Annotated in this window: 20 protein-coding genes; 11 read left to right on the forward strand and 9 right to left on the reverse strand. The window is 71.6% G+C overall.

Annotated elements, in window-relative coordinates; genetic code table 11:
- Nucleotides 1-2 precede the first annotated feature (2 nt).
- From JMJ56_RS00285 to JMJ56_RS00310, 6 genes are all read left to right on the forward strand, one after another.
- Nucleotides 3-620, forward strand: a complete 618-nt coding sequence (locus tag JMJ56_RS00285; RefSeq protein WP_202829620.1) for a cytochrome c oxidase assembly protein — start codon at nucleotides 3-5, stop codon at nucleotides 618-620.
- Nucleotides 621-706: 86 nt separating this feature from the next.
- Complete coding sequence (locus JMJ56_RS00290) at nucleotides 707-1,558, forward strand: cytochrome c oxidase subunit 3 (RefSeq protein ID WP_202829621.1); 852 nt, start codon at nucleotides 707-709, stop codon at nucleotides 1,556-1,558.
- A 92-nt stretch (nucleotides 1,559-1,650) separates the two neighbouring features.
- A complete protein-coding gene (locus JMJ56_RS00295; protein WP_202829622.1) occupies nucleotides 1,651-2,334 on the forward strand; it encodes an SURF1 family protein in 684 nt (227 codons plus the stop codon).
- A complete protein-coding gene (locus JMJ56_RS00300; protein ID WP_202829623.1) occupies nucleotides 2,331-3,815 on the forward strand; it encodes a carboxypeptidase M32 in 1,485 nt (494 codons plus the stop codon). Before JMJ56_RS00295 ends, JMJ56_RS00300 begins: the two co-directional genes overlap by 4 nt.
- 7 nt (nucleotides 3,816-3,822) lie before the next feature.
- Nucleotides 3,823-4,842 (forward strand): acyltransferase family protein, encoded by a 1,020-nt coding sequence (locus JMJ56_RS00305; RefSeq protein ID WP_202829624.1) that lies wholly within the window; start codon nucleotides 3,823-3,825, stop codon nucleotides 4,840-4,842.
- Between the two features lie 28 nt (nucleotides 4,843-4,870).
- On the forward strand, nucleotides 4,871-5,332 hold the full coding sequence (locus tag JMJ56_RS00310) for a MarR family transcriptional regulator (protein ID WP_202829625.1): 462 nt from the start codon (nucleotides 4,871-4,873) through the stop codon (nucleotides 5,330-5,332).
- Here the strand turns inward: JMJ56_RS00310 and JMJ56_RS00315 are convergent.
- From JMJ56_RS00315 to ccmA, 3 genes are read right to left on the reverse strand one after another with little or no spacing between them, the layout of a single operon-like run.
- Nucleotides 5,310-5,948 carry an SOUL family heme-binding protein gene (locus tag JMJ56_RS00315; RefSeq protein ID WP_202829626.1) on the reverse strand — a complete coding sequence of 213 codons (639 nt, stop codon included), beginning with the start codon at nucleotides 5,946-5,948 and terminating at the stop codon, nucleotides 5,310-5,312. The genes JMJ56_RS00310 and JMJ56_RS00315 overlap by 23 nt on opposite strands.
- Nucleotides 5,949-5,999: 51 nt before the next feature.
- Nucleotides 6,000-6,659, reverse strand: coding sequence for a heme exporter protein CcmB (ccmB, locus tag JMJ56_RS00320; protein ID WP_202829627.1), 660 nt, complete (start codon nucleotides 6,657-6,659; stop codon nucleotides 6,000-6,002).
- Nucleotides 6,656-7,246 carry a heme ABC exporter ATP-binding protein CcmA gene (ccmA, locus tag JMJ56_RS00325; protein ID WP_202829628.1) on the reverse strand — a complete coding sequence of 197 codons (591 nt, stop codon included), beginning with the start codon at nucleotides 7,244-7,246 and terminating at the stop codon, nucleotides 6,656-6,658. The genes ccmB and ccmA overlap by 4 nt, the downstream gene beginning before the upstream one ends.
- 135 nt (nucleotides 7,247-7,381) lie before the next feature.
- Between ccmA and acnA the strand changes: the two genes are divergently transcribed.
- On the forward strand, nucleotides 7,382-10,078 hold the full coding sequence (gene acnA / locus JMJ56_RS00330) for an aconitate hydratase AcnA (protein WP_202829629.1): 2,697 nt from the start codon (nucleotides 7,382-7,384) through the stop codon (nucleotides 10,076-10,078).
- 269 nt (nucleotides 10,079-10,347) lie between these two features.
- On the opposite strand, the gene rplI is transcribed toward acnA, so the two are convergent.
- The 5 genes from rplI to JMJ56_RS00355 all read right to left on the reverse strand — a co-directional run bounded on the left by rplI (nucleotide 10,348) and on the right by JMJ56_RS00355 (nucleotide 14,353).
- The gene (gene rplI, locus JMJ56_RS00335; protein ID WP_202829630.1) at nucleotides 10,348-10,902 is read right to left on the reverse strand and encodes a 50S ribosomal protein L9; all 555 of its coding nucleotides are present in this window, start codon (nucleotides 10,900-10,902) and stop codon (nucleotides 10,348-10,350) included.
- A gap of 16 nt (nucleotides 10,903-10,918) precedes the next feature.
- Entirely contained in the window at nucleotides 10,919-11,776 is an 858-nt protein-coding gene (locus JMJ56_RS00340; protein ID WP_202829631.1) for a DUF2232 domain-containing protein, read from the reverse strand.
- A 90-nt stretch (nucleotides 11,777-11,866) separates the two neighbouring features.
- A complete protein-coding gene (rpsR, locus tag JMJ56_RS00345; RefSeq protein WP_202829632.1) occupies nucleotides 11,867-12,154 on the reverse strand; it encodes a 30S ribosomal protein S18 in 288 nt (95 codons plus the stop codon).
- Between the two features lie 3 nt (nucleotides 12,155-12,157).
- A complete protein-coding gene (gene rpsF / locus JMJ56_RS00350) occupies nucleotides 12,158-12,631 on the reverse strand; it encodes a 30S ribosomal protein S6 (protein WP_202829633.1) in 474 nt (157 codons plus the stop codon).
- 141 nt (nucleotides 12,632-12,772) lie between these two features.
- On the reverse strand, nucleotides 12,773-14,353 hold the full coding sequence (locus JMJ56_RS00355; RefSeq protein ID WP_407927887.1) for an ABC transporter substrate-binding protein: 1,581 nt from the start codon (nucleotides 14,351-14,353) through the stop codon (nucleotides 12,773-12,775).
- Between the two features lie 155 nt (nucleotides 14,354-14,508).
- Here JMJ56_RS00355 and JMJ56_RS00360 point away from each other — a divergent pair, with 155 nt between their 5' ends.
- The 4 genes from JMJ56_RS00360 to fabG all read left to right on the forward strand — a co-directional run bounded on the left by JMJ56_RS00360 (nucleotide 14,509) and on the right by fabG (nucleotide 17,811).
- Complete coding sequence (locus JMJ56_RS00360; RefSeq protein ID WP_202829635.1) at nucleotides 14,509-15,249, forward strand: hypothetical protein; 741 nt, start codon at nucleotides 14,509-14,511, stop codon at nucleotides 15,247-15,249.
- 83 nt (nucleotides 15,250-15,332) lie between these two features.
- A complete protein-coding gene (gene fabD / locus JMJ56_RS00365) occupies nucleotides 15,333-16,292 on the forward strand; it encodes an ACP S-malonyltransferase (RefSeq protein ID WP_202829636.1) in 960 nt (319 codons plus the stop codon).
- Nucleotides 16,293-16,386: 94 nt separating this feature from the next.
- Nucleotides 16,387-17,040, forward strand: coding sequence for a hypothetical protein (locus tag JMJ56_RS00370; protein ID WP_202829637.1), 654 nt, complete (start codon nucleotides 16,387-16,389; stop codon nucleotides 17,038-17,040).
- 30 nt (nucleotides 17,041-17,070) lie between these two features.
- Nucleotides 17,071-17,811 carry a 3-oxoacyl-[acyl-carrier-protein] reductase gene (gene fabG / locus JMJ56_RS00375; RefSeq protein WP_202829638.1) on the forward strand — a complete coding sequence of 247 codons (741 nt, stop codon included), beginning with the start codon at nucleotides 17,071-17,073 and terminating at the stop codon, nucleotides 17,809-17,811.
- A 56-nt stretch (nucleotides 17,812-17,867) separates the two neighbouring features.
- On the opposite strand, the gene JMJ56_RS00380 is transcribed toward fabG, so the two are convergent.
- On the reverse strand, nucleotides 17,868-18,836 hold the full coding sequence (locus JMJ56_RS00380) for a Bug family tripartite tricarboxylate transporter substrate binding protein (protein WP_202829639.1): 969 nt from the start codon (nucleotides 18,834-18,836) through the stop codon (nucleotides 17,868-17,870).
- Between the last annotated feature and the right edge of the window lie 130 nt (nucleotides 18,837-18,966).

Genomic DNA, 18,966 nt, shown 5'->3' on the forward strand with positions numbered 1-18,966 from the left:
CTATGACGCCTGCCGAGACTCTCCGCCGCCGCAACCGCCGCCTCGGCCTCGTCGTCGGCGGCGGCGTCGCCTGCATGGTCGGCCTCGCCTTCGCCTCGGTGCCGCTCTACGACATGTTCTGCCGGGCCACCGGCTATAACGGCACCGTGCAGACCGGCGGCCCCGCCGCGCCAGGCGCCGCAGCCAATGCCGGGTCGATGACCGTCCGCTTCAACGCCAATACCCATCCCGGCCTGCCGTGGCGCTTTGTCCCGGAGGCGGCGAATGTCTCGCTCCGCGTCGGCGAGGAAGGATTGGGCTTCTACCGTGCCGAGAACCTCTCCGATCGCCCCGTCACCGGCGTCGCCACCTACAACGTGACGCCCGAGGTAGTGGGCAAGTATTTTCACAAGACCGCCTGCTTCTGCTTCAACGAGCAGACGCTGGAGCCGGGCCAGCGGGTCGATATGCCGCTCACCTTCTGGATCGATCCGGCCATCGCCGATGACCCGAACACGCGCGGCATCCGCACCATCACCATCAGCTACACCTTCTTCCGCAGTCTGGACGACGCCGCCCGCTCCGGCGCGTTGGCCAATGCCGGCCAGCACGTCGGCCCGGCCCGCACGACCACCGAGTAGCCGCCTCAGGGCTTGATAACGGCCGGTTTTTGGGGATTGATGCGCCCCGACCGGCGGGCCTCCTCCCGCAGAGATCAGGACGCGCAATGGCCAGTTCCACCGACATGACGGCGACCGCGGAACCCGCGCCGCTCCACAAGCACCCCTACCATCTGGTCGATCCTTCGCCCTGGCCGCTGGCCGGTGCCTTCGCCGGTGGGGCCCTGGTGCTCGGCATCGTGCTGCTGGCGCATTACGGCATCCACTGGATGCTCTATCTCGGCGTCGCCAGCGTGCTGGCGACCATGTTCTTCTGGTGGCGCGACGTCATCCGCGAGTCCCGGACGCCGGGCATGCACACGCCCGTCGTGCGCATCGGCCTGCGCTACGGGATGATGCTCTTCATCGCCTCGGAGGTGATGTTCTTCGTCGCCTTCTTCTGGGCCTATTTCCACTATGCCCTCTACCCGCAGCACGTCTCCGGCGCGGTGGAGGCAATCTGGCCGCCCAAGGGCATCCTCACCTTCGACCCCTTCGGCCTGCCCTTCCTCAACACGATGATCCTGCTGCTCTCCGGCTGCACGGTGACCTGGGCCCATCACGCGCTGCTGCACAACGACCGGAAGTCGCTGATCGCCGGCCTCGCCCTGACCGTCGCACTCGGCCTTTCCTTCACCGCCTTCCAGGTGGTCGAGTATGCCGAGGCGCCCTTCAAGTTCACCGGCGGCGTCTATCCCTCGACCTTCTTCCTGGCGACCGGCTTCCACGGCTTCCATGTGATGGTCGGCACCATCTTCCTGGCGGTCTGCCTGGTCCGTGCCATCAAGGGCCACTTCAGTGCCCAGCGCCATTTCGGCTTCGAGGCGGCGGCCTGGTACTGGCACTTCGTGGACGTGGTCTGGCTCTTCCTCTTCGTCTGCATCTACTTCCTCGGCGCCGGCGAGATCGCCGAGCACTGAGCCTCCGGCTTCTCCAGCCAAGGGCCGCCATCGCAGACGCGGTGGCGGCCCTTCTCTTTGGCGGGCCGCCTTCCGCCCCATATCGATGAACGATGCGCCGCTTCCTCCTCCCCATCCTCGCCAGCCTGCCGGTCCTGGCTGCGCTGATCGCCCTTGGCACCTGGCAGGTCCAGCGCCTGCACTGGAAGCTCGACATCCTCGGCCGCATCGCGGCTGCCGAGTCCGGCCCCCCGGTGCCGCTTGCGGGCAGCCCGCCGCCCTACAGCAAGGTCGTCGTCACCGGCCGCTTCGACCATGGGCGGGAGGTGATGCTCGGCATCGAGCTGCGCGGTACCACCCTCGGTGCCCACCTCGTCACGCCGCTGCTCCGCGCCGATGCGCCGCCGCTGCTGGTCGATCGCGGCTGGGTGCCGCTGGAGCGCAGTCAGGCCATCGACCGACCGGAAGGCGAGGCCGCCGTCACCGGCTATGTCCGCGGGGCCGATATCCGCGACTGGAACTCGCCGCGCGACGACCCGGCGGCACGGCGCTTCTACGTGTTCGACCCAGACGTGATCGGCGCCTCGCTCGGCCTGCCGCCGCCGGCGCCCTTCGGCCTGGTGGCGCTCGCCGCGCCGGGCGCCGGCCCGGCGACGCTCCCCGCCGCCGCCCGCAGCCTGCCGCGGCCGGACAACCCCCATCTCGGCTATGCCATCACCTGGTATGGTCTCGCCGCCGCCCTGGCCGGGGTGCTGGCCTCCTTCCTCCTCCGCAGCCGCAGGGAGCACGCCGCATGAGCCACGCCGCCTATGGCCGCCTCGCCACCCGCTTCGCCCGCATCGCAACGCTCGGCGAGGCCAGCGCCGTGCTGCACTGGGATGCCAGTGCGATGATGCCTCCAGGCGGCGGCGCGGCGCGCGGCGAGCAGCTGGCGACGTTGGCCGGCCTCCGCCACGAGTTGCTGACCGCCCCCGAAGTCGCCGACGACCTCGCTGCCGCCACCGCCGAGGGCGAGTGGGCGGAGGCCAACCTCGCCCTCATGCGCCGCGCCCATCGCCGTGCGACGGCCCTGCCGACCGACCTCGTCGAGGCCGCCGAGCGCGCCAACGCCGCCTGCGAGAAGGTCTGGCGCATCGCCAAGGCGCGCTCCGACTTCGCCATGGTCCAACCGCATCTGGCGGAGATTGTCCGCCTCCAGCGCGAGACCGCCGGCGCCCTCTCCGCCGCGCTTGGCCTCTCCCCCTATGACGCGCTGATGGACGGCTTCCAGCCCGGCATCGCCGCCGCCGATGTCGAGCCCGTCTTCGCCGCCTACGAGGCCTTCCTCGCCGAGGCCCTGCCGCGCGCCGAGGCCCTGCAGGCCGCCCGCGGCACCCCGCAGTCGGTGCCCGGCCCATTCCCGGTCGAGACCCAGCGCCGCCTCTGCGGGTCGATCTCCACCCGCCTCGGCCTCGACTACGACCATGCGCGGCTGGACGAGAGCCTCCACCCCTTCTGCGGCGGCACGCCGACCGACATCCGCATCACCACCTTCTACAGCGAGGCAGAGGTCGGGAAGGCGTTGATGGGCGTCATCCATGAGACCGGCCACGCCCTCTACGAGGCCGGCCTCCCCGACGCCTGGGCCCGCCAGCCGGTCGGCGAGGCCGCCGGCATGGCCGCCCACGAGTCGCAAAGCCTGCTGATGGAGATGCAGGCCTGCCGGTCCGATGCCTTCCTCGCCTTCCTCGGCGGCGAGCTGCACGCGGCCTTCGGCGGCGACCCGGCCCCCTATGCCACCGCCAACCTCGCCCGCCTCTGGCGCCGCGTCTCGCGCGGCTTCATCCGCGTCGATGCGGACGAGCTGACCTACCCCGCCCATGTCATCCTCCGCTTCCGCCTGGAGCGCGCGCTGATCGGGGGCGAACTTTCCGTCGCCGATCTGCCCGGCGCCTGGGCCGAGGGCTTCACCCGCCTGCTCGGCATCGCCCCGCCCGACGACGCGCAGGGTTGCCTGCAGGACATCCACTGGCACGACGGCGCCTTCGGCTACTTCCCGAGCTACACCCTCGGCGCCATGGCCGCCGCCCAGCTGATGGGCGCCGCCCGCCACGCCTTGCCGGACCTCGACGCCTCGCTCGCCGAGGGCGACATGGCCCCGTTGCTCGGCTGGCTGCGCATCCATGTCCACGGCCAGGGCTCCCGCCTCGGCTTCCAGGACCTGCTGCGCACGGCGACCGGCAAGCCGCTCGACCCGGCCGACTTCATGGCGCATCTCCGCAGCCGCTACCTGCAATAGCGGCCGGATGAGCCGGAACCACGCCCTCGACAGCCTGCGCGGGCTGGCGGCGCTGGCCGTTGCCCTCGGCCATTGCGTCCTCGCCGTCACCGGCCAGGGTGCCTGGGCGCTGCGCCTTGCCGACTTCCCGGGGCTCGACGCCGCCGCCATCCTCGCCCGGCTCGCCCATGTCCTCTTCCCGGCCGATGCGGCGGTGCTGCTCTTCTTCGCCCTCAGCGGCCATGTGCTCTGGGCCGCCTGCGCCCGTCATCCGGGCGGCCTGCTGACCGGCCTGCCGGATTGGACCATCGCGCGCCTTTACCGCCTGCTGCCGGTCGCCATGGCCAGTGCCCTGCCGCTCGGCTTCCTCGCCGATGCCGGGGCCGAACGGCTCATCGGCAACATGCTGCTGCTCCGCTACGACCTGAACGGCCCCGCCTGGTCGCTCCAGGTGGAGATGGTGGCGAGCCTCGGCCTCTTCCTCGTCCACCGGCTGGCGGGCGGGCAGGGCAGGGGGCTCGCCATCGCCTTCGCCCTCTCGGTGCTGCTGCTGCCCCTGCTGCGCGGGGTGCTGCCGATGGCGGTCTATTTCCCCGTCTTCCTGGGCGGTGCGCTGATCGCGGACCTGCCCCGCTGGCTCTGGCGGGGCGTCATCCCCTGGTTCGGCCTCGCCGCCCTGCTGCTTGGCAGCCTCCTCCTCGGCCGTGGCGGCCTTGGCCGCGCCGCCGAGTCGCTCGGCGCCGTGCTGGTGGTGGGTACCGTGGCACATCGCCAGCCGGCCTGGCTGCTGCATCCGGTGCCGCTTTTCCTCGGCCGGATCAGCTACCCCTTCTACCTCTCGCACAGCCTCGGCCTGGCCCTGGCCGCACCCTGGGCGACGCAGGCCGGCGCGCTCGGCCCGGCCGGGCAGGTGCTGGCCTTCGCCCTGCTCTCGCTCGCCGTCGCCATCCCCGTCGCCTGGCTGCTGCATGTCGCGGTGGAGGCACCGCTGATGCAGGCCCGGCCGCGCCTGCCGGCGCCCAGGCGGGTCAAACATCTAGCTTCCTAACTATCCCGCTCCGGTCTAGCCTGCGCCGATGCGGGACGGCTCGACGCTTGCCCATACCCAGTGGCGCCTCGGCATGAGCATCGCGCAGATCGCGCGGCGATGGCGCGGGCGGCTGGACGCACGCATCGCCGATTTCGGCCTGACCGAGGCGCGCTGGCTCGCCCTCCTCACCCTCTCCCGCAGCGGCGACGGCATCACCCAGAAGGAATTGGCGAACCGCCTGCTGATCGAGGGCCCGACCCTCGTCCGCACCCTCGACTGGCTGGAAGGGGAAGGGCTGGTGGAGCGCCGCAGCTCCGCCCAGGACCGCCGCGCCAAGACCCTGCACCTGACCGAGCGCGCCGTGCCGTTGATCCAGCGCATCGAGGCCGCGGCAACGGTGGTCCGTGCCGAGATCCTCACCGGCATCCCGGAGGATGACCTCGCCGCCTGCCTCGCCGTGCTGGAGCGGGTGGCAATCGGCCTCGCTACCCCCCCGTCCGGCGGCTGACCCGCACCACCGCCTCGTTCCGCCGCAGCGGCGGCAGCGTCCAGGGCGGATCGTAGAACCAGTCGAAGATCTCCCCCTCCGTCCGCCACGGCCCCGCACCGAGCGCCGCCAGCAGCCGCGCCCGCGCCGCGGCGGCCGCCTCCGCACTTGGCACCCCCGCATAGCCCAGCACGGCGACCCGCTCGCCGGGGATGGTGAGGATAGCGACCCGCCCATCCTCCGGCACCGGCGCCGCTTCGGCGCTGGCGATCTCCGCCGGCAGGAAGAACCGGATCGCCCATCCCCCCGGCGCCGCCGCTTGTCCGACCGGGGCCGTCATGGCGATTCGCGCCGAGCCCTGGGCGACGGGTGCCGTCATCTCGATCCGCGTCCGCCCCCGGTTGCCGCCGAAGATGTAGCCGGCCAGCCGTCGGAACCCCTCCCGCCGCGCCGCCTCCTCGCTGTCGGCCTCGACCAGCGTCTCGGCCGCGACCCGCGGCGCATAATCGCGGATCTCCACCTCGCCCACCCGCTCCACCACGGTGAAGCGCGGCTCCTCCGTCCCCGACCTCACGCCGACGACCGAATAGGCCCCGAGCAGGAGCCCCGAGGCGGCGGAAAGCAGTCGGCCGAGCATGGGAACACCCTTTTCATCGCCCCGATGACATAGGCAGCCCTGCCGCCGCTGCTACTCCACCCGGAGCGCCGCCCCCGCCGCCAACGGCGCCAGCGGCAGCGCCGCCGCCACCAGCGCGCCCAGCAGCAGCAGATAGGGCCGCGCCTCCAACCCCGCCGCCGCCGCCTCGATCCCCGCCGCGCCGAAGATGACGGCGGGGATGGCCAGCGGCAGCACCAGCAGCGGCAGCAGCACGCCGCCCCGCCGCGCGCCGAGCGTCAGCGCCGCTCCCGCTGTCCCCAGCAGCGAGAGAAAGGCCGTCGCCAGCCCGAGCGCCGCCATCGCCGCCGGCCAGGCCTCCGTCGCCAGGTTGAGCATCGCCCCGGCGATGGGCGTCGCCACCAGCAGCGGCAGCCCCGTCACCAGCCAATGCGCCAGCGCCTTGGCCAGGGCGACGACCGCCGCCCCCATCCCCGACAGCAAGAGCTGGTCGAGCGTCCCGTCCTCCGCATCCGCCCCGAACAGCCGGTCGAGCGGCAGCAGCGCCGCGAGCAGGCCAGCAGCCAGCAAGGCCCCCGGCGCCAGCCGCGCCAGCGCCTCCGGCGCCGGCCCGATGCCGAAGGGAAACAGCGCCGCGACGAGCACGAAGAACAGCACCGCCGCCAGCGAATCCGCCGGATGCCGGATGGCCAGCCGCATCTCCCGCCCGAGCAGCGCCCCGAACCCCCTCACAGCCGCAACTCCCGCGCGTCCGGCAGCGGCAGCGGCAGATGCGTCGCCGCCAGTACCATCCCGCCCGCGGCCCGATGCCGTGCCAGCAACCCGCCGAGTCGTTCGACCGAAGCCGCATCAAGCCCCACCGTCGGCTCGTCCAGCAGCCAGAGCGCCGCAGGCGCGAGGGCCAGCCGCGCCAGGGCCACCCGCCGCTTCTGCCCCGAGGACAGCACCCGCGCCGGCAGCCCGGCGAGCGCCGCCAGCCCAAGCTGGTCGAGCGCCGCCCCCGCATCCCCGCCCCAGAGCCGCGCGAAGAAGCCGAGATTCTCCCGCGCCGTCAGCCCCGGCTTCAGCGCATCCGCGTGGCTGAGATAGCGCAGCCGCCCCGCATGCGCCGCACGGTCGGCGAAGGCATCCGCCCCCTGCCACAGCAGCCGCCCCTCGGCCGGCGCCAGCAGCCCGGCCAGCAGCCGCAGCAGGGTCGATTTCCCGGCGCCGTTCGCCCCCGTCAGCAGCACCGCCTCGCCCGGCTCCACCTTGAAGGAAAGCCCGGCGAAGACGACTCTCTCACCACGCCGGCAGGCCAGGTTTTCCGCTTGCAGCATGGCCAGTTGCGAATCCCTCTCATCTGGCCTTGACAACTGCACGGGCCATGGACCAGCCCGCGGCAGCGTGGTTAAAACCCGCCAGCCCCGCATCGCAGCATAGCCGATGCGGTTCAAGAAAGGGGCCCCCGCACCATGCGCATGATCGGGCAGGACAGCCTGAAGACCCGCCGCACCCTTGAGGTGGACGGCAAGACCTACAACTATTTCAGCCTGCCCGAGGCGGCCCGCACGATCGGCGACATCGCGCGCCTGCCCTACAGCCTGAAGGTGCTGCTCGAGAACGTCCTCCGCTACGAGGATGGCCGCAGCTACACGGTGGATGACGCCAAGTCGATCGCCGGCTGGCTCCCCGCCGGCCACTCCGACAAGGAGGTGCCGTTCCGCCCCTCCCGCATCCTGATGCAGGACTTCACGGGCGTCCCGGCGGTGGTCGATCTCGCCGCCATGCGCGACGGCATCATCGCCCTCGGCGGCGACCCGCGGAAGGTGAACCCGCTCGTCCCCGTCGACCTCGTCATCGACCACTCGGTCATGGTCGATGTCTCCGGCACGCCGCAGGCCCTGCAGCGCAACGTCGACATCGAGTTCCAGCGCAACGGCGAGCGCTACGAGTTCCTCCGCTGGGGCCAGGCCGCCTTCGACAATTTCCGCGTCGTCCCGCCCGGCACCGGCATCTGCCACCAGGTGAACCTCGAATACCTCGCCCAGGTCGCCTGGACCGCGCAGGACATCGGCGACACCTATGTCTACCCCGACAGCTGCTACGGCACCGACAGCCACACCACGATGGTCAACGGCCTCGGCGTGCTCGGCTGGGGCGTCGGCGGCATCGAGGCGGAGGCCGCGATGCTCGGCCAGCCCATCGCCATGCTCATCCCGGACGTCATCGGCTTCAAGCTGACCGGCAGGCTGCGCGAGGGCGTCACCGCGACCGACCTCGTGCTGACGGTCACGCAGATGCTCCGCAAGAAGGGCGTTGTCGGCAAGTTCGTCGAGTTCTTCGGCCCCGGCCTCGACGACCTTCCGCTCGCCGACCGCGCCACCATCGGCAACATGGCCCCCGAATACGGCGCGACCTGCGGCTTCTTCCCGGTCGATGCGACGACCATCGGCTACCTGCGCCTCTCGGGCCGCGACGAGCACCGCATCAAGCTGGTCGAGGCCTATTGCCGCGCCCAGGGCATGTGGCGCGACAGCTCGACGCCCGACCCGGTCTTCACCGACACGCTCGAGCTCGACATGGGCACGGTGGAGCCCTCGCTTGCCGGGCCGAAGCGGCCGCAGGACCGCGTGGCGCTGTCCAACGCCGCGACGAGCTTCGCCAAGGACCTCGCCGCCGGCACCATGGGCGTGCCCGGTGACGAGGCGACCAAGCGCGTCCCCGTCGAGGGCGCCAATTACGACCTCGGCCATGGCGACGTGGTGATCGCCGCGATCACCAGCTGCACCAACACCTCGAACCCCTATGTGATGGTCGCCGCCGGCCTCGTCGCCCGCAAGGCGCGCGAGAAGGGCCTCATGCCGAAGCCCTGGGTGAAAACCTCGCTCGCCCCCGGCAGCCAGGTGGTCACCGAGTACTTCGAGAAGTCCGGCCTGCAGGCTGACCTCGACGCCATCGGCTTCCAGACCGTCGGCTATGGCTGCACCACCTGCATCGGCAACTCCGGCCCGCTGCCGGACCCGATCGTGGACGCCGTCGAGAACAACAAGCTGGTCGCGGCGTCGGTGCTGTCGGGCAACCGCAACTTCGAGGGCCGCGTGCATGCCAATGTGCGCGCCAACTACCTGGCCTCGCCGCCGCTCGTCGTCGCCTATGCGCTGGCCGGCACCATCACCAAGGACATCACCAAGGAGCCGATCGGCACCGGCAGCGATGGCCAGCCGGTCTACCTCAAGGACATCTGGCCGACGCAGAAGGAGGTGAACGACACTGTCCATGCCTGCGTGACGCGCGAGATGTTCCAGGGCCGCTACGGCGACGTCTTCAAGGGCCCGGAGCAGTGGCAGGCCATCCGCGTCGACGCCGACAGCGACACCTACCGCTGGAACAACGGCTCCACCTACGTGCAGAACCCGCCCTATTTCGAGGGCATGTCGGCCGACATCAAGCCGGTGACCTCGGTCCACGGTGCGCGCGTCCTGGCCGAGCTGGCGGACAGCATCACCACCGACCACATCTCGCCCGCCGGCAACATCCGGAAGGCGAGCCCGGCCGGCGAGTACCTGCTGGAGCACCAGGTCCGGCAGGACGACTTCAACAGCTACGGCGCCCGCCGCGGCAACCATGAGGTCATGATGCGGGGCACCTTCGCCAACATCCGTATCAAGAACGAGATGGTCCCCGGCACCGAGGGCGGCGTCAGCAAGCACTACCCCTCGGGCGAGGTTGCGCCGATCTACAACACGGCGATGAAGTACAAGGCCGAGGGCGTGCCGCTGGTGGTGTTCGGCGGCAAGGAGTACGGCACCGGCTCGTCGCGCGACTGGGCGGCGAAGGGCACCTTCCTGCTCGGCGTGAAGGCCGTCATCGCCGAGAGCTTCGAGCGCATCCACCGCTCGAACCTGGTCGGCATGGGCGTGCTGCCGCTGGTCTTCATGAATGGCGAGGACCGCAAGTCGCTCGGCATCCATGGCGACGAGGTGATCGACATCCTGGGCCTCGAGCAGCTCTCGCCGCGCCAGACGCTGGAGCTTGTCATCCGCCGCGCCGACGGCACCGAGACCCGCACCAAGGTCCTCAGCCGCATCGATACCGCGGACGAGGTCGAGTACTACAAGAACGGCGGCATCCTGCACTACGTGCTGCGCGGCATGGCAAAGGCGGCCTGATCACCGCAGCTTCGGGCTGATGAAGGAGGGCGCGGTCCGCAGGGGCCGCGCCCTTTTCCTTGCGCGGGTGCGTGCCTAGCCTTCGCGTCCTCGTCGACAACCCCGCTCGCCTCTACGACGTCCCCCGCCCATGAACGAAAAAGGGAGCCTTACGGCTCCCTTCGTTCGCGCCTTCCGCGGCTTTGCCGCGGAGGGATGCCGAGACGCTGCTCGTCAAAGCGCCCTTAAAGCGGGGCCCCCGCGGCAACGCGCAGCGTTGTCGTGGGGAGTTACCGGTCGTCCATCGCCGCGCCGATCTCGGCGCGCAGCTCGTCCTCGAGGCTCGGCTCCTCCTCGCGGACGATCTCCTCGCCGCGGGCCTGGCGCTCGGCCTCCTCCTGGCTGCGGGCGACGTTGACCGTCACCGGGATATGCACCTCCGGGTGCAGCTCGACGCGCACCTTGGTGAGCCCCAGCGTCTTGATCGGCTGCTCCAGCAGCACCTGGCTGCGCGAGACGGTGAGGCCGCCTTCCTTGCAGAGATCGGCGATGTCGCGCGCCGAGACGCTGCCATAGAGGCCGCCGCTCTCGCCCGCCTGGCGGATGATGGTGACGGTGAGGCCGTCCATCCGCTCGGCCACGCGCTCGGCCTCCTCGCGCCGCTTGATGTTCTGCGCCTCGAGCTGCGCGCGCTGCGACTCGAACTTCTCGAGATTCGCCTTGTTGGCGCGGATCGCCTTGCCGAGGGGGAGGAGGAAGTTGCGGGCGTAGCCCGGCTTCACCTTCACCACCTCGCCCATCTGGCCGAGCTTCTCGACGCGCTGCATCAGGATGATGTCGATCATGAGGAAAACTCTCTCGTCAGCTGTTGCGCGGCGCCTGGCGCCGCCAGATTTGGTCGTAAAGGCCGAGGCCGACGAGGCCGGGGCCCATGATGTTGAGGAAGAGCAGCATCAGCAGGTAGAAGCCCGCCAGCATCGCGGCAGCACCCCGGCGGCCCTTGAGCCGCGCATGTACCCCGGCGCAGCCCTGGAGGAAGAAGGGTACCAGCAGCAGCAGCAGGGCGGAGAGCGCGACCGCGTCCCCATCCTCCGGCGCCGCCAGGAAGAGGCCCGCGGCGACGGCCGGCAGCGGCAGGTACCAGCCTGGCAGCCGCACCGCGCTCCACGCCGTGCGCGCCGGCAGCAGCCCGCGCCGGGCAAGGAAGCGCTCCGCCCCCGCCGCATTGGCGAGCAGGGCGATGTCGGCCCAGAAGCCGATCGCCGCCGCCTTCACCCGCACCAGCTCGGCGACCAGCATCTCCTGCGCCGGCAGGCCGAGCCGGGCGAGGGCGATCTCCACCGCACGCCGCATCGCCGGCTCCAGCCCGCCATCATCGGCGAGGAAAAGCGCGGCGCCGAGCAGCACCGAGACCGGCCACAACCCGAGCAGGGCGAGCGGCAGGCCGAGCCTGCCACTGCGCAGCGCCGCCGCCAGCAGCATCGGCACCGGCAAGCCGAAGAGCAGCAGGAAGACGAGCAGCGGCACGCCCCCGCCGACCAGTGCCACCAGCACCGCCGCCAGCACCGCGCCCACCACGACGCTGCCGAGGCCGAAACCCAGCCCGGCGGCGAAGAGCGGAAACGGCGTCAGCCAGAACAGCATCGTGCCGCCCGGCAGGCCGCGAAAGGCCCACATGGCGCAGACGGTCGCGGCCAGTGCCGCGGCCGCCGCCGCCATCAGGCCCTCACGGGGCCGGCCGAGTGGTGCTGATGCCGTCACCGCCGCCACGCCTCACGCCCCCCAAGTCACGCCCTTGGGGGCCCGCCCTCAGTCGTTGATGACGTAGGGCAGCAGCGCCAGGAAGCGGGCGCGCTTGATGGCATTCGCCAGCTCGCGCTGCTTCTTGGCCGAAACCGCGGTGATGCGGCTGGGGACGATCTTGCCGCGCTCGGACAGGAAGCGGCTCAGCAGGCGCACGTCCTTGTAGTCGATCTTCGGCGCGTTCGGGCCGGAGAAGGGGCAGGACTTGCGGCGCCGGTAGAAGGGCCGGCGGGCACCGACGGCCGGGCGGCGGGCCGCCGGCGTCATGTCGGAAGCGGGGGTCTCGTCGGACATGGCTTACTCCTCGCCGCCCATGGAGGGATCGGCCATTTCGTCGCGCGGGCGGGCACGGAATTCCTCGCGCTCGTCGCCGCGCTCGCGCCGGCCGCTGGTGAAGCGTCCCGGCGGGCGGGGACCGCGGAAGCCGCGGTCGCGCTCGCGCTCCTCGCCGCGGCGGGAGAGGATGGCCGAGGGCGCCTCGTCGATCGCCTCGACGCGCAGCGTCATGACGCGCAGCACGTCCTCGTTCAGCCCGAGCTGCCGCTCGGCCTCCTGCATGGCGGCCGGGGCGGTCTCGATGCCGAGGAGCATGTAGTGCCCCTTGCGGTTCTTCTTGATGCGGTAGGCGAGGCCACGCAGCCCCCAGTACTCGCGCTTCTTGACCTCGCCGCCCTGCTCGGCGACGACGCCGGCCACCAGCTCCGCGATCGCCTCGACCTGCTGCTGCGTGACGTCGTTGCGTGCGATGAACACGCTTTCATATAACGGCATGGAGTACCCCTCTGGCTGTCTCAGCCCGAGGCGACAGGCGGAATGCCGGGCGCGCAAATGGGCATAGCCGCGCGCGATGCCTCCGCGGCGGCAGGGAAGCGGGGCGTAAAGCACGCCGCCCCGCCATAGGCAAGGACTTACTTACCCCTTCTGCACCCCCCAGAAGGTCGGGAAGCCCCGGGCGACGCCGGTGACGTTGGTCCGGTAGGCCGTCGGCTGGATATACTGCCCGAGCGGCACGCTGGGCACGTCCCGCATCGCCTGCACCTGCATCTCCCGGCAGGCCGCCTGCTGCCCGGCGAGGTCGGGCGCCGCGAACCAGGCATCGCGCAGCTGCTCCAGCCGCTCGCTGACGCTCCAGCCCGGCCAGGCCCCGGTCTCGGCGCCGTTGCCGCGGATGGCGTAGTGGCTCGCCGGGTCCATGTGGTCCGCCCCCTCCCAGCTGGTGTTCAGGCAGCTCCACCCGCCCTGCGCCACCGGCCCGCGGTTGTTGCGGCGTTGGAGCATGGTGCCCCAGTCGGTGGCGATGTAGTCGACCTTCAGGCCGATCTTGCCCATCGCATCCGCCATCACCTCGCCGATGGCCTTGAGGTGGGTGTAGTCGGCGGCCACCAGCAGCGCGACCGTCTCGCCGCCGTAGCCCGCCTCCGCCAGCAGCCGGCGCGCCTTGTCGTAGTCGCGCGGCCCCCGCAGCGGGTCGAGCCCCGCCTCGCTCGCCATCGGCGTGCCGGGGCAGAAGATGCCGTGCGGCACGTGGTACATCGCCGCATCCTCGCCGACGATTGCCTGCATGAAGGCGGTCTGGTCGAAGGCATGCAGCAAGGCCTGCCGCGCCTGCGGCTTGTCGAAGGGCGGCTGCAGGTGGTTCGGCCGCATCATGCAGACCGTGCCGGTCGGATTGTTCACCTCGATGCGGATTCGCCGGTCCCGCCGCAGCAGCGGCATCAGGTCATGCGTCGGGTTCTCCCACCAGTCCTGCTCGGCCCGCTGGATCGCCGCCACCTTGGTCGCCGCATCGGGGATGGTGGTCCACTCCACCCGGTCGAGATGCACCACCTTCGGCCCGGCATTCCAATCCGACCGCGCCCCCTCCCGCGGCACGTATTTCTCGAACCTCGCATAGACGTTGCGCGAGCCCGCCACCCGCTCGTCGGCGACGAAGCGGAAGGGCCCGCTGCCCACCATCTCCGTCACCTGCCTGAACGGGTCGGTATTCGCCAGCCGCTCCGGCATCATCGCCGGCATCGGAGAGCTGACCTTGCCCAGCGCCTCCGGCAGTAGCGGGAAGGGCCGCGACAGGCGGAAGCGGATGGTCCGGTCATCCGGCGCCGACAGCTCCTCGGTCGCCGCCATCAGCGCCCCGCCCAGCGCATCGCGCTTCGCCCAGCGCCGGATGCTGGCGACGCAGTCCCGCGCCAGCACCCGCTCCCCGTCATGCCAGAGCAGCCCCGGCCGCAGCGTCAGCGTCCAGAGCCTACCGTCATCCGCGACGACATGCCCCTCCACCATCTGAGGCGAGGCCTTGAAGCTGCCGTCCTGTCCGTAGAGCGTGTCGAAGACCATGTGCCCATGGCCGCGTGTGACATAGGCCGTGGTCCAGTGCGGATCGAGGAAGGCCAGGTCGATTTGCGGGATGAATTTCAGCACCCGCGACCCTTGGGCGGCGGCGAGCCGCGGCATGGCGAGGCTGGCTGCCCCGGCCAGTACGGTGCGACGGTTCAGGCGGATATCCATGGCTCTTTGCCCCCAGCGGTGGCGTGCGGCCGGCCTTGCTCCCCGGGAGAAAGCCTAGGCCATCGCGGCACGGGATGACAAACACCCTCCATCCGCATTATGCAGCGCCGCAAATCCCTCCAACCCGGAACGGTGGTCCGCCCTTGCGACATTTCGCGCCCTTTCTCCTCCTGCTGCTCGCCGCCTGCGGTGCCGATTACTCGCCGGACACCTACGCCACGCGCGCCGTCCAGCAGGCGAACAAGGTGGAGCAGGGGATGGTGGTCGGCCGGCGCGAGGTGAGCGTCACCGCCGAGGGCAGCACCGGCGCCGCCACCGGCGCCGCAGCCGGCGGCGTGCTTGGCGCCCAGGCGCCGGGCGGCGGCATCGGCGCGGCCTTGGGCGGCGTCGGCGGCGCGCTGCTCGGCGGCATCATCGGCACTACCGCCGAGCATGTGGCGGGCGACACCAAGGCCTTCGAATACGTCGTCCGCACTACCGGCAAGGGCGAGCTGATCTCGGTGACGCAGCGCGACCAGACGCCGCTGGTCGTCGGCCAGCGCGTGCTGGTCATCGCCGGCAACCAGGCCCGCATCGTCCCCGACTACACCACCGAGCCGCCCGCTACCCCGGCCGCCGCCGCTGCGGCAGCGGCCACCGCAACCCCGCAGCCCCGGCCCGCACCCGCCACGTCTGCCCCCGGCGGCGAGGCCGCCCTGCCGCCCGTGCCACCCCCGCCGGTCGTCGTCCCGCCGCCGCCCGCCCCACCCGCCGGGGCCGCTGCCGAGTCCCCGGCGGCCACCCCGGCGCAGTCCGGCCCTGCCCAGGCGGCGCAGAATGCCCTGACCTCGCAGCTTCCGCCCGTGGCGCAGGGCATCGCCCGCGGCGTCACCACCTCCCCCTGAGGCAGTCCCTCCGGCGATTGACAGGCGTGTGACAGGCCGGTAGGCCCCGCCGCCAACCGCGCACGCTCCGAGGAAACCGTCCCATGGCAATGGCCTTCGTCTTCCCTGGCCAGGGCAGCCAGGCCCCCGGCATGGGCCGCGATCTCGCCGCCGCTTTCCCCGTCGCCCGCGAGGTCTTCCAGGAAGTCGACGAGGCGCTGAAGCAGCACCTCTCCCGCCTGATGTTCGAGGGGCCGGCGGAGGAACTCACCCTCACCGCCAACGCCCAGCCCGCGCTGATGGCCCATTCGGTCGCCGTGCTCCGCGTGCTGGAAGGGGAGGGGGGCTTCGAGCTTCCCGCCCGCGTCGCCCTCGTCGCCGGCCATTCCCTGGGCGAGTACAGCGCGCTCACCGCCGCCCGCGCCTTCGACCTCGGGACGGCCGCCCGCCTGCTCCGCCTCCGTGGCGAGGTGATGCAGAAGGCAACCCCGCCCGGCACCGGCGCCATGGCTGCGCTGCTCGGCGCCGACCTGGCCCAGGCCCAGGCGATCTGCGACGCCGCCAAGGCCGATCCCGAAACCGGCGAGGATGAGGTGGTGCAGATCGCCAACGACAATGGCGGCGGACAGGTCGTCATCTCCGGCGCCAAGGCGGCCGTCGAACGTGCCATCGCCGCCGCGCCCTCCCATGGCGTGAAGCGCGCCCTGCCGCTCCCCGTCTCCGCCCCCTTCCATTGCGCGCTGATGGCCCCCGCCGCCGATGCGATGGCCGAGGCGCTGGCCGAGGCCGCGATCCAGGCGCCGCTCGTGCCCGTCATCGCCAATGTCACCGCCGCCAAGGCGACCGATCCGGTCGAGATCCGCCGCCTGCTGGTCGAGCAGGTGACGGCCACGGTCCGCTGGCGGGAGTGCGTCGCCAGCATGGCGGCCATGGGCTGCGACCGCTTCGTCGAACTTGGCGCCGGCAAGGTGCTCACCGGCCTGATGAAGCGCAACGCGCCCGACGCCACGGCCAGCGCCATCGGCAACCCCGCCGAGGTCGAGGGTTTCCTCAAAACTCTCTGAACCCTCGCCGCCTCGATCACGCGGAACTCAATCGCGCAATCGGGGCAGCCATGTTCAACCGTGGGTCGCACAAACCCGCGAGGATTCCCACCCGATGCCCGCCACTCCGGTGAACGAGGACTGGTACCGCAACAGCACCCTCCGCATGGAAGCCGAAGGCTACCAGTGGCGCAACGCCTCCCATGGCCCGCGCAAGACCCTCGCCAGCGACCCGGACCCGGATGCGCCGGGCGGCTTCGCCTACCAGCGCAATGGCGGCCTCATCGCCAAGCGCTGCGTGCTGCTGGCGGAGGACAACATGCTCTACCGCTTCGCCGCCCGCCGCTATCTCGGCACCGGTGGTCAGGCGCTGCTGCCGCTGCTGAACTCGCCCTGGTGGATGGAGGAGGACCGCATGGTGCTGCTCCTCTCCCGCGCCCGCACCGCCGGCATCACTCTGATCGAGGCCGCCCGCCGGCAGCTCGCCCTGCCGCCGGCCTGGACCGATTGCGACATCATCGTCCGCGTCCGGCCGAAGCCCGGCATCCTGATCGCTGCCCATGCCGGCCCCGGCGTGACGGCGGAAGGCGGCGGCCAGCGCTTCGTCGTCGCCCGGGAAGCGCCGCACCTCTTCATCGACCAGCTCTACATCCCCGGCCTCGGCCGCCATTTCGCGCTGGACGGCACCGGCGAGGCCAGTGCCGCCGCCTGGTTCGACCTCAGGACCGCCGCCTCCTTCGACCCGGCCGCCCGTGGCTTGAACCCATGAGCGGCCTCAACCCATGACGGGAACCCCACCATGTTCGACCTGACTGGCCGCACCGCCCTCGTCACCGGCGCGACGGGCGGCATCGGCGCCGCCACCGCCCGCGCCCTCCATGCCCAGGGCGCGAAGCTGGCCCTCACCGGCCGTCGCGCCGCCGAACTCGAGGCGCTCGCCGCCGAATTGGGCGGGGAGGGGGTTCTTGTCGCCCCCGCCGACCTTGCCGATCCGGCCGCCCCCGCGGCGCTGGTCGAGCAGGTGGAAGCCAGGCTCGGCAGCCTCGACATCCTGGTGAACAATGCCGGCTTCACCCGCGACATGCTGGCGTTGCGGATGGGCGATGCCGACTGGGCCGCGGTGCTGGAGGTGGACCTGACCGCCCCCTTCCGCCTCGCCCGCGCCGCGTTGCGCGGAATGATGAAGCGCCGCCACGGCCGCCTCGTCTCCATCGCCTCCATCGTCGGCGTCACCGGCAATGCCGGCCAGGCGAACTACGCCGCCGCCAAGGCCGGCCTCATCGGGATGAGCAAGTCGCTGGCGCAGGAGGTTGCGACGCGCGGCGTGACGGTGAACGTCGTCGCCCCCGGCTTCGTCAAGACGGCGATGACCGACGCCCTTCCCGAAGCGGCACGCACCAAGCTGCTGGAGCGCATTCCCGCCGGCCGCATGGGCACGCCCGAGGATATCGGCGCCGCCGTCGTCTACCTCGCCAGCGCCGAGGCCGCCTGGGTCACCGGCCAGACGCTCCACGTCAACGGCGGCATGGCGATGATCTGAACGGGGCAGGGGGCCTTTTGTTTGATCGCATGATTCACGCCTCCGGCGATCATGCTCTAGTCGACCACCGCCCCCGCCGCCTTGACGACCCCGGCCCAGAACGGGATTTCACGCCGGATGAAGGCGCCGAACTCCTCGGGCGAGGCGGAGGTCACGACCTGCAGCCCCTCGCCGGCCAGCTTCGCCACCACGCCCTGCTGGCCCAGCGCGCGGCGCGTCGCCTCGAAGAGGCGCGCCACCATCGGCGCCGGCAGGCGCGCCGGCCCCCACATCCCCCACCAGCCCCCGATGTCGAGCTCCGGCAGGCCGGCCTCCTCCGTGCCGATCACCTCGGGGATGATGGGGAAGGCGCGGCGGGTGGTCAGCGACAGCCCCCGCAGTTGCCCGGAGCGGATGAAGGGCAGCACCACGGGCGGGGTGCCGATGGTGAGCGGCACGTCGCCGGCCAGCACCGCCTGCAGCGCCGGCGCGCCGCCGCGGAAGGGCACATGCGTCAGCTCGATGCCCGCCACCTTCTCCAGCATGGCGCCTGCGAGATGCGACGGGGTGCCGTTGCCCGGCGTGGCATAGGCCAGGCGCCCCGGCTCGGCCCGCGCCCGCTCGATCAGCCCGCGCAGCGAGGTGATGCCGGTCGCGGGCGAGACGGTGATGATCGTCGGGTAGTCGGCGATCTCGGTGATCGGCGTGAAGTCGGCGACGGGGTCGAAGGGCACGCGGCGATAGAGGGCCGGGTTGACCGCATGGCTGAAATTGCCGCCGATCAGCAGGCTCGTGCCGTCCGGCTCGCTGCGGGCCACGTATTCGCTGGCGATGTTGCTGCCCGCGCCGGGCCTGTTGTCCACGACGACCGCCTGGCCCAGCTCCCGCCCGACCGCCTCGCCGAGCACCCGCGCTACCAAGTCGCCGGACCCGCCCGGCGGGAAGCCGACGACGAAGCGGATCGGCCGGCCCGGTTGCGCGCGCAGCGGTGCAGGCGCGAGCACGGCTGCGCCGCCAATCAGGTACGCCCGGCGTGAGACCGCCATGCCGCTTCCTCCTGGGGCCCGGGAGAGGGCCATTCTTGCTTGCGGGACAGACTAAACCCCGCAACGCACCCCGGCGCCAGTTAGCTGCGGGCATGAAAGGTCCGGCCCTCCCCAGCCTCCGGCCTTCTCG

Source organism: Belnapia arida, from assembly GCF_016773205.1.
GTDB classification, from domain to species: Bacteria; Pseudomonadota; Alphaproteobacteria; order Acetobacterales; family Acetobacteraceae; genus Belnapia; species Belnapia arida.